This window comes from Streptomyces sp. NPDC006339 (assembly GCF_040612775.1).
GTDB lineage: Bacteria > Actinomycetota > Actinomycetes > Streptomycetales > Streptomycetaceae > Streptomyces.
On sequence record NZ_JBEXQW010000057.1, the window covers coordinates 37319 to 47714 of the forward strand.

Genomic DNA, 10396 nt, shown 5'->3' on the forward strand with positions numbered 1-10396 from the left:
TCAAAGGTCCGGTTCCGGCGGCAGCGCCGCCTGCGCCGCCATGATCTCCTCGTACGACTCGGGCCGTTGCTCCCGCAGATGCGCCAGGATCCGGCTCATCTGCGTGCCGACGTTGACGACCGCGCTGCTCCTGCCCCGGTACTCGACCCCGCTGATCCGGCGGGCGCCGCGGTGCAGCGCGACCACCGTCCACCGGTCGGTGAAGACGGGGGAGCCGGAGGAGCCGCCCTGGGTGTCGGTGAAGTAGGCGAGATTCCGCTCGTCCGCCTGGTAGACCAGGTTGTTGCGCAGCGCGACCCGCTTCGGCATGCCCTTGGGGTGCTGGATGATGTTCACGGCCGGGGTGTCGTTCCCCGGGACCACGAACGGCTCGGCCGCCACCCGCAGCACTTGCCGCTCCGGCTGAACGGCCGTCAGCCGCAGCAGGGCGTAGTCCAGTTCCTCGTCCCAGGCGACGAGCCCGGAGGCCGTGGCCTCCTCCGTCTCGGCCTGGTCGGCGCCGTAGTCGAAGCGCGAGCGCGAGTTGCGCGCCTGGAGCTGGAGGTCCTCCTCCGCGACGCTTCTCCGGCCGCCGCCGACACCGTTCCGGGCGTTCACCACATGGTGGTTGGTGACGAGGAGCCCGGGCGCGATCAGCCAGCCGGTGCCCACGTGCGGGTACGCGGGCCGCAGCGGCTTCCCCGACTCGTACGGCGGCACGGTGACGCGGGCCACGGCCCCGCCGGCGAGGAAGCCCTCGCGCAGGAACTCGAAGGGCACCATGTCGTCCCGGACGACGATGTCCTCCTTGAACTCCGCGGACAGGAACTCCGCCGGAAGCTCCGGCTCGCCCGCCGCGTCCCGCACCACCTGGTCGAGGGCCCGCTGGAAGACGGCGACCGGGCCCGGCTCCGCGGCCAGGCCGATGGCGTTGCGCAGCCACAGCTCCAGCGGCACCTCGCCCTCCATCAGCCGCTCGACCCGGTTCATGGTCCGCAGGTCGGACTGGATCTGCGTGAACGGCGTCGGCCGCGGCGGCAGCGCCGCCCGGAAGTGGTCCTTGACGCCCGCGAAGAGCCGGCCGCGCAGCTCCCGGTCGGCGAGCCCGGCCTCCACGGCCGCGTTCTCCACCGCGAGCAGCTCCTCGGCGGTCAGATACGGCTCCTCGCGCCATGCCGCCTGGGCCTGGTGGGGCGGTGGGGTGACACCCACCAGGTCGCCCGCGCCGCCGCCGGGCACCGGCGCGTACCAGGGGCGCCCGTACGAGGGTCCGTGTCCGTACGCGTACGGGTGCCCGCGACCGGCGCCGGCCCCGGTTCCGGACGCGGGACCGCCACCGCGGCCGGTCCCGTACTCGCTCCCGTGCCCGTGCCCGTATCCGGGGCCGTGTCCGTGGGCGGGGCCGAACGGGCCGGCGTCGACCGCCTCCGCCACGCCGCGCAGCAGAGCGCCGCTGCGGTCGCTCAGCGTCAGCGCCCGCCAGGCCAGACCCTCCAGGGTGCCGAGGCGGCGGGCCTCCCACAGCGCCTCCTCGACCCGGGCGTGCGGCGGGACGCCCCCGTACGGGTCGGGCGCCGGGGCCGCCGCCGGGAGGCCCGAGGGGCCCGGCGGCCGGGCGCCCGCCGCGGCCGACTCCAGGATGCGGGCCAAAGGCTCGCGCAGCCGCGGCTCGTCCGCCATCGCCGTCTCGATCCAGCGTGCGAGGGCGGTGACCACGGCCTCGTCGTCACCGGGCAGCCCCACCAGCCGCAGTGTGCGCGCCAGCGCCGGCGGGTCCACGCGGCAGGCCGAGACGGCGGCCGCGCGGGCCAGGGTGGGCTGGCGCGCCAGCGCCTCGTCGGGCAGTCCGCGCAGCCGGCGGGCCAGCCGGGCGTCCGTCTCCGCGGAGTCCGCGTGCGCGGCGGCGGCCAGGCGGGAACGGGCCACCAGGACGCCGATCGACTCGTACGGCAGCCCGAGACCGGCCGCCACGTCCTCGGCCTCCTGGAGGGCGCGGTCCGCGTCGGCGAAGTCGCCCTCGTCCTGCGCGAGTCGGGCGGAGAGCTGCAACAGCTCCAGTCGGGTCTCCGCGCAGCCGGCCTCCTCCGCCCGGTCCACGGCCCGCTCGGCGGTCTCCCGGGCGTCCGCGGCGCGCCCGGTGCGGGCCAGGGTCTCCACGAGCAGACCGTGCAGTCTGCTGCACGGCGTCCACGGCTGCCGCTCGGCCAGCCGCCGCGCGGCCACCTCCGGATAGCCCTGGGTGAGGAGGTCCTCGACCTCGCGGGCGGCGATCCGCTCCCAGTCCTCCTGGTCGGCCTCCGCCATGAGCCGGTCCGGCACGTGCCCGCCGATCCGGCCGAGCAGGAACGCCGCCGACCGGGGCGGCATGTCCCGGTCCGCGCCCGCCAGGTGGTTCTCGACGCCGGGCCGCCAACGGGCCTCGACGGTACGGGGGTTCTCGCCGAGCCTCAGTCGGTGGTAGATCTCCTCGGCGCGGTCGCCGACGGAGTCGCGGGCCGCGTAGTAGGCCACCGCGCGGGTGTCCACGGCCCGCATCAGATCGGTCCGGGCGCCGTCGGACAGCCGCAGCATGATCGACCGGAGGTCGGGCCGGTGCCGGATCGCCTGCGGGCCCGCCGGTTCCATCAGGTCGAGGCGCGACACCAGCAGACCGAAGAGCCGGCCCGCGTCGGCGGCGTGCGGTACGGCCACCCCGGCGGGCCCGGCGAGCACCTCGCGCAGCAGCTCGGGGGTGATGACCCGCAGAGCCAGACCTGCCTGGACGAGGGCGCGCACGTCGGGGTCGGGGATGTGCCGGAGGATCCGGTCGTAGAGGGTGCCCTGGACGAGCATCCGGTCGACGCTGCCGCGCAGCCACCGCCGGGAGGTCAGGCTCCGCAGCAGCGCGCCGAGCGCGTCGGACCCGGTGCCGAGGGACAGCGCCGTGCGCGCGGCGAGCTTCAGACTGAGCGGATGGCCGCCGACGTGGCCGTACAGCGTGCGCGCCACCGGCTCGTCGTCGATGCCGCAGGACATGAGGAGGTCGACGGACGCCTGCTCGTCGAGCTCGGTCAGCTCCATGGTGCGCGGCGCGATCACCCGGGCCGGGTGATCGATGGGGGCCCGTCCGGCGACGACGAACCGCAGGCGCGGATAGGAGGCGCGCAGGGCCGTCCAGACCGCCCACATGCGGGAGATGACGGGCGAGCCCCGGTACTGGGCCTCCTCGAAGGAGTCGAGCGCGACCACCAGCGGCGGTTCCATGGTGCCGCGTGGGGCGGCGACCGCCCCGGCGACCAGGGTGGCGAGCTCACGGGCCAGCTCCTGCTCGTCGGCGCTGGCCCGGGCGTGGAAGCCGGCCGAATAGTCACGGCCCAGGGTGGCCCGGGTGGCGGAGAGCCGGGACAGCTCGTCGATCCGGTCCCGTTCGCCGCGCTGCACGGCGGCCGCCTCCCCGCACCGGCCGGCGAGGGCGTCGAACGCCGCCCGGCGGGCGGGGTACTGCACGCCGAGCTGCCGGGCCGCCTCGGCGATCACGGTGGCCGGCTCCTGGAGCGACACCGTCGGCCGCTCGAAGTCGATGTAGACGAAGGGGAATCCGTCCGGCGCCGCCTCACGCAGCCCGTCCAGGAGGAAGCGGGCCAGCAGGGTGCTCTTGCCGATGCCGCCGATGCCGTGCAGGAGCACCGGCGGCTCGGCGGGCTCGGTCGGCAGCGCGATGTACGCGCGCAGCGCGTCGAGTTCGCGCGAGCGGCCGTGGACGGTGTTCCGCACCAGCAGCCGCAGCGGTCGCAGCAACCGAGCGCGCTCCAGACGACGCTGCACGTCCTCCGCACGCGGCAGCAGCCCGTCCGTGCCGGGCACCTGCTCCAGCCACAGCACGGCCTGCAGCAGGTCGGTCAGCTCCTCGACACCGGCCTCGTCCCCGTCGCCCGCCCCGAGCAGGGCGTTTCCGGCACCGTCCGGGTGCGCCCGCGCGCCGGCCGGGCCTTGCGGGGCGCCGGCCACCGCGCCGGTCGCCGGGCCCTTCCGCGCCCCCCTCAGCAGGGCCAGCGCGGCGCGCTCGGCGCCCGAACCCTCCACTCCCCGAGCGGTGTTGGCCGCCAGGCCGGCGAGGGCGGCCTCGGGGCCGGCGAGGGTGCGGAGGATGGCCGTGCGGATCTCGGGGCGCAGGGTCCAGCGTGTGGAGCGCTGGGGGCCGGCGAGGGCCGTGCAGTCGTCGACGAGTTCCAGGGCGGCTCTGCCGCTGGGCTCGCGTTCGCCGGGCAGGCGCAGGGTCGCCGGGTCGAAGGCGTCGAGCAGGCAGGCCGCCTCCCGATAGGCGCGGCGCAGGGCGGGCAGGGCGGGCACGGCGCTCGGTGGCGGGGGCGAGGCCGGGGCGACGCGCAGCCGGCCGGCGAGGTCCTCGCCGGGGGCGAGCGTGAGCGCGAGCCGTACGACGTCCTCGACGGCCGTGCACGTCCTGCGCATGCGGCTCTCGGCGGGATCCCCCGCGTTCACCGCGCGCAGGACCGCCGCGACCGCCGCCTCCACGAGTGCGTCCCGCGACTCTCCGGACGGACGGGCCGGGCCGGATGCACCCCACCCCGCCTCGGCGAGGAAGCGGCCGAAGAACGCCCGCAGTTCGTCCGGTCCCGCCGGCCGCGCCGTGTCCCGGCAGACACTCTTCCGCGTGTCGTACGGGAGCGGGTGCGCCGTGGTGGAGTAGCCGAGGAGCACCAGCCGGGGCGCGGAGTCCCTCCGTACCGGCGTGTGCTCGTAGACGGCCAGGGCCAGCTTGCCGATGCAGTCCCACACGTCGGAGGTGGGGTCGAGCGCGTCGCACTCGTCCAGGACCAGCCAGAAGCGGTCCTCGGCGGCGGTGGCGCGGCCGACGATCCGGTGCACGGCGTCGTCGATCGAGGGCAGTGGATCGTTCAACCGTGTCGGGTTCAACGGGAATCCGTCGGCCTCCGGACCCGGCCCCGGCCCCGGACCCGGATCCGCCACGAACGCGGCGAGCCGCTCCACCACCCGCGCCGCCGTCGACGTCCGCCCCAGCGTCACCCGTACCGGACGGAAGCCGCAGTGCGGCCCCAGATGCCGGATCAGACGGTAGCTGTACGAGCGCCCGCTGTCCGGCTCGCCGTCCACCACCAGCACCGACAGCTCGGGGTCGGCCACGAGGCGGCGCAGGGTGGCGCGCAGTCCGGCCCGGTCGACGAACACCTCCGTGCCGTGCCGCAGCACGACCGCCTCGAACGGGTCCCGCGCCCCGTGCCGTGCCCGCTCGTCCTCGCGCAGCTCGGCCAGCAGCGCCCGTACCTCCCTACCGCGCCCCATGGCGTCGGCCGTGTCGGCGGCGTCGAGCCGGTCGAGCGCGTCCAGGCGGGACAGCGTGTCGAGCAGCCGCCGCTGGTCGGCGACGTCCCCGCGGGCCGCGCCCACGATCAGGCGGGCGTTCGCGTCCGGGTCCGGCGTGAGCGGCAGATCGGCGACGAAGTCCGTGGTCAGGGCGGTGTGGAGCAGCCGGGTCCGGGGATCGGGGTCGTCGAGGAGGTGATCCCGCACCCAGCGGGTGACGAGCCCCCACTCCGTCTCGGTGAGCGGCATGACGCACCTGCCCGGTGGCGGCGGCGTGCTGCGTCCCCGCGCCGGTGGGGACGCCTGACTGCACCCTGTCATCGTCCCGCCGGGCGCCCGGGGTCGCAATCGCGGCCGGCCCCGCGTGAGGGCCTCTCCCGTGCCCCCCGCCGGTGGCCTCGCGGCCGTGCACCGCCCCTGGCTCCGTGGCGCCGCGCCGCCCGTTCAGTCCGTCATCGCGATGTCCTCGTACGACTCGAGACGCCGCCAGCGCTCCTCCGGGGCGCGCAGCAGCGGCATCAGGTCCACGTCCGGCAGCGGCCCGAGCTCCAGCTCGGCGATCTCCGCGACGTCGGAGACCGGCACCTGGTACGTGCGGAACGGCCCGAGCGGCGGCGGTGCGCCCGAGGGCGCTCCGGCCAGGGCCCGATCGGCGTCCCGGCTCAGGTCCGGGCTCTGGTCGAGCACGTACGCCGTCGCCGCCAGTGCCCCGTCCTGCATGAACGCGGCCACCTTCCAGAAGCGCAGCGGCACCTGGATGCCCCGGTAGGGAGGGTCGGAGTCCTGGAGCACCGGGCCGGTGAGCACCACCAGTTTGCGGTCGAAGGCGGCGGCGTGGTCGAGGAGGTGGTTCTCCAGGCCCTGCCAGACCTGCTTGCCCTGGTTGAACACGTCCGCCTGCGGCGCCGCGTTGGTGAAGTAGAAGGTGTCCTCGTTCGCCCGGCCCGCCACCGCCGCCGCGCCCCAGACCGGATCGAGGCGGCGCACCAGATGTCCCCGGTCCAGACTGTTGTCCCGGTAGACGTCGTCCCCCGCCTGCTGCTCGCGGGGCAGCCGCGGGTCGTACGCCCACACGTCGTCCCTCGGCACGTCGTCGAGCAGCTCCCGGCCCTCGATGCACACGGCGGTCGACGCGGCCAGCCGCCGGTCGGGCCGGAAGACGACGGTGAAGTGGGTGTACGGCAGGATCACCGTCTCCACCGATGTGCGGGCCGGCAGCGCGAGCGGCACCGTCGGGCCGAGGAAGTCCTCGTCGTAGCCGGTGCGGTCGGCGAGCGGGTCGTGCTCGTGCCGGGAATCGCTGGAATTCATACGATATACGTACCGCGCGGGGGAGGTCGCCCCACGGCACCGGACACCCAGGCCACTCGAACAGCCGCCCCGGTGCCCCACCCACTCCGGCCGAGGAGGCCCCATGCCCACCGGAATCTCCCTGCACGTCGGACTCGACAGCGTGGACCCCGACCGTTACGACGGCTGGGACGGCACCCTCCTGGCCTGCGAGAACGACGCCCGCGACCTCGCGAGGACGGCCCGCGCCAACGGCTTCGAGGACACCGTCCTGCTCACCCCCGAGGGCACCGTCGAGCGGGTCACCGCCGCCCTGCGCGCCGCGGCCGAACGGCTCGGCGCGGGCGACATCCTGCTCTTCACCTACTCGGGCCACGGCGGCCAGGTCCCCGACGTCACCGGCCCCGACGACGAACCCGACCGGCTCGACGAGACCCTCGTCCTCTACGACCGCCAGTTCCTCGACGACGAGCTCCACCAGGAGTTCCTGCGCTTCGACCACGGCGTGCGGATCGTCACCTTCTTCGACTGCTGCCACAGCGGCAGCAGCATCGAGATCCCCGGCCTCACCGACGTCACCGGCCGCTATGTGCCCGAGCCGAAGCAGGCCGAGCTCTACGCCCGCGACCGCGACTTCTACGACGACCTCCAGCGCTCGCTCGCCAAGGCCGCCACCGTCTACGCGGACGGACAGGGGCCGCCGGTGATCCTGATCTCCGCGTGCCAGGACAACCAGGTCGCCGCCGACGGGGACGTCAACGGAGCCTTCACCGCGGCGCTGCTCGCCGTCTGGGACGACGGCGCCTTCCGCGGCGACTACCGCACCTTCCACCGGGCGATCCAGCACCGGCTGCCGCCCACCCAGAGCCCCAACCTCCACACCACCGGAGCACCCTCGGCGGCCTTCCTCGCCCAACGCCCGTTCACGGTCTGAGACCGCACGGCCGTCGCCACGGCACCCGAAGCTACGGCCGGAGCGCGGTCGCCAACTGGGCCCGCGAGCGCACGTCCAGCTTCTGGTAGATCCGCGTCAGCCGCGCCTCGACCGTCTTCACGCTCAGATACAGCTTCGCCGCCGCCTCCTGGTTGCTGGCACCCTGACCCACCAGCCGGGCAAGCCGCAGCTCCGCCTCCGTCAGCGACGACAGCGCCGGCAGCGCCTCCTCGCCCACCGGACCCTCGCCCGCCGGGCCCGCCGGCGCCTCCGTCGCCAGCGCCAGCCACGGCGCCGCCCCGACCCGCTCGAACACCGCCGCCGCCGACTGCAGGGCCGTCTGCGCCGCCGAGCGCCGCCGCCGGCGCCGCTCCACCCGGGCCAGCGCCATCAGCGCCCGGCCCTGCTCCAGCGGCAGCTCCGCCTCCGCGAACCGGGCCGCCGTGCCCGCGAGGAGCTCCGCCGCCTCGTCCGTCCGGCCCTCCGCCGCCTGGCACAGCGCGTACGCGCGGTCCAGGCCCAGCAGCACCGTCGTCCGGCCCAGCCGCTCGCCCACCGGCCGCACCGCCGCGAGGACCGCCAGCGCCTCCTCCACCTCGTCGTGGGCGAGCAGCGCCTCGGCCAGTTCCTCGTGCCAGCGCAGCATCGACGGATCCACCGTCGACTGCGCCCGCTCGTTGGCCTCGACCCGCCGCAGCGTCTCCAGCGCGGCGGCGACGTCACCGTTCACCAACTGCACCCGGCCCAGCGCGTACAGACTGCGCGAGAGGAAGACCCGGTCGCCCTCCTCCTCCGACGCCTGCACGCTGCGCCGGGCGTAGCTCGCCGCCCGGGCGAAGCTGCCGCCGGCCGTCTCCGCGAGCGCGAGGGCGTACCAGGCGGGCCCGGGGGACAGCCCGGCCTCCAGGGTCATCGCCAGCGACCGCCCGGCGTGCCCCAGGGCCGCCGCGCACGGCCCGATCCGCGACTCGATCTCGGCGAGCGTGCTCAGCAGCTCGATCGCGTCCTCCACCGAACCCCGCCGCTGCACCAGCGGCAGCAGCGCGTTCAACTGGTTCCGCGCGTCCACGAGCCGCCCGTCGAACAGCGCGTGACGGATCGTCAGGATCTGGGCGGCGTTACGGATGCCGGCCGGCCGCTCCGCCGTCTCGAGCGCCCGGGCCTGGGCGAGCACCGCGTCCGCGTCCGGCGAACCGAGCGCCCGCTCCATCCGCGCCTGTACGGTCAGGGCCTGGGCGGCCGTCCGGGGATCGCCCATCGACGCGGCGAGCGCGGCCGACTCCATCGCGGCCGCCCGCGAACGTACCGGATCACCGTCCGCCAGCACGTACTTGACGGCGAGGCGCAACTGCACGGCGGCCCGCAGGGCCGTGTCGCCCTCCGAGTCCTCCATGGCGTGCACATACATCTCGTCGAGCCCGGTCAACCCCTGCCCCGCCGTGTCGAGTACGGCGAGCCGGGCCCGCACCCGGTCGGCGGGCGCCGCGTCCCTGGCCAGCAGATCGGTCGCCGCCCGCATCGCCAGATCGGCCCGCGCGGCCCGGGCCGCCTCCTCGGCCGCGTCCGCCAGCCGGGCGATCCGCCGCTGCGCGTGCGAACCGGGCGTCGACTCGGCCGCCAGCAGGGCCAGTTCGGCCGCGAGCGCGCTGTTGCCGCGCCGACGGGCGAGGTCCGCCGCCTCGGCGACCTCGGCGGCCAGCTCCTCCTGCGGCGCGTCGGTGGCCAGCGCCCGGTGCCGGACCGCCTCCACCGGATCGTCCACCACCCGCGCCAACGCCGCGTGCCCGGCGCTGCGTTCGGCCCAGCACGCGTCGTGCACCAGTGTGGAGGGCAGCAGCCCGGCCGTGAAGGCGACCGTGCCGTCCTCGGCGAGGGACACCAGACCGGCGCGCTCGGCGGCCGCCAGGTCCGCCTCCGCGTCGGGACGTCCGGCCCGGCGCACCAGGGTCGCGGTGGGCCGCAGCGCGAGCGCCGCGAGCAGCAGCGTCTCCCGGACCTCGGGCGGCGCCGCCCCGAGCAACTGCCGCGCCAGGTCCCGGGCCCGCCCGGACAGCGTGAGCGCCTCGGCGTGGTGCACCGGTGTGCGGGCGTCGGCCAGCGAACGGCCCACGGCCAGCGCGAGCCGCGGATTGCCGCCGCTCGCCTTGTGGATGCGGCCGGCCATCCGGGACGGCAGCCGGTGATGGATGAGCAGCTCGGCGATCTCGTCGGCGTGCAGCGGCGGCACGAGCAGCACGTCCGCCTCCGACGGCACCCAGAGGCGGGTGTCGTGCGGGTCCTTCCCGCCGTACGCCGCGTATGCCTCGGGCGTCTCGACGGCGATCACCCGCAGCGTCGGCGGCGCCAGGTGGAGGGCGAAGCGCAGCAGGTCGGCGCTCTCGGGGTCGATGTGCTGCACGCCGTCGACGACGAGCACCGCGGGGCCCCGGGCGGTGAGCGCGCGCAGGATCCCGGCCAGCGCGAGGCGCAGGGCGATCGGGTCCCAGCCGCCGTCCTCCGGCGGTGCCTCCCGGCACAGCATGGCGACGGCGGCCCGCTGCGGTCCGGGCAGGCCGTCGAAGACCCGGGACGCGGTGACGCCGAGCCCGGTGGCAGCGTGGGCGTGCGCGCACCCCGAGACGGGACCGGGTGGCTGCGGGAACGTGTGCCCGAGGGGCGTGCCGGAGTGCCCTCCGGCGTGGCCGCCCTGGTCCGGCTGCCCGGCGTCCTGGCCGGCGGCCCGCCCCGTCTCGTATCCGAGTCCGGTCCCGGCGCCGGGCGCCTCGGCCTCCCCGGCGCGCGGCGGGTCAACTCCCCCGGCCACTTCGCCGAACGCCACGGGCTGATCCTGATGATCGCCCTCGGCGAGTCGTTCCTGGCGATGGGCGTGGG

4 protein-coding genes and 1 pseudogene are annotated in these 10396 nt (G+C 75.9%); 2 read left to right on the forward strand and 3 right to left on the reverse strand.

Going from position 1 to position 10396, the window contains the following annotated elements:
• Together ABZ135_RS33065 and ABZ135_RS33070 are read right to left on the reverse strand one after the other, a co-directional pair.
• On the reverse strand, positions 1-5550 hold the full coding sequence (locus ABZ135_RS33065; RefSeq protein WP_356701093.1) for a trypsin-like peptidase domain-containing protein: 5550 nt from the start codon (positions 5548-5550) through the stop codon (positions 1-3).
• A gap of 195 nt (positions 5551-5745) precedes the next feature.
• A complete protein-coding gene (locus ABZ135_RS33070) occupies positions 5746-6612 on the reverse strand; it encodes a DNA/RNA non-specific endonuclease (RefSeq protein WP_356701094.1) in 867 nt (288 codons plus the stop codon).
• A gap of 103 nt (positions 6613-6715) precedes the next feature.
• Between ABZ135_RS33070 and ABZ135_RS33075 the strand changes: the two genes are divergently transcribed.
• Positions 6716-7525, forward strand: a complete 810-nt coding sequence (locus tag ABZ135_RS33075; RefSeq protein WP_356701096.1) for a caspase family protein — start codon at positions 6716-6718, stop codon at positions 7523-7525.
• Between the two features lie 31 nt (positions 7526-7556).
• Here ABZ135_RS33075 and ABZ135_RS33080 read toward each other — a convergent pair whose 3' ends face one another.
• Positions 7557-10046 carry a LuxR C-terminal-related transcriptional regulator gene (locus ABZ135_RS33080; RefSeq protein WP_356701098.1) on the reverse strand — a complete coding sequence of 830 codons (2490 nt, stop codon included), beginning with the start codon at positions 10044-10046 and terminating at the stop codon, positions 7557-7559.
• 144 nt (positions 10047-10190) lie between these two features.
• Between ABZ135_RS33080 and ABZ135_RS33085 the strand changes: the two are divergent.
• Positions 10191-10396, forward strand: a pseudogene (locus ABZ135_RS33085) (hypothetical protein); the annotation flags it as partial.

Excerpts from the sequence above, each read along its gene's own strand:
- ABZ135_RS33080 (WP_356701098.1), bottom strand. The coding sequence starts at position 10,046 with ATGCTGTGCCGGGAGGCACCGCCGGAGGACGGCGGCTGGGACCCGATC.
- ABZ135_RS33075 (WP_356701096.1), top strand. The coding sequence starts at position 6,716 with ATGCCCACCGGAATCTCCCTGCACGTCGGACTCGACAGCGTGGACCCC.
- ABZ135_RS33070 (WP_356701094.1), bottom strand. The coding sequence starts at position 6,612 with ATGAATTCCAGCGATTCCCGGCACGAGCACGACCCGCTCGCCGACCGC.
- ABZ135_RS33065 (WP_356701093.1), bottom strand. The coding sequence starts at position 5,550 with ATGCCGCTCACCGAGACGGAGTGGGGGCTCGTCACCCGCTGGGTGCGG.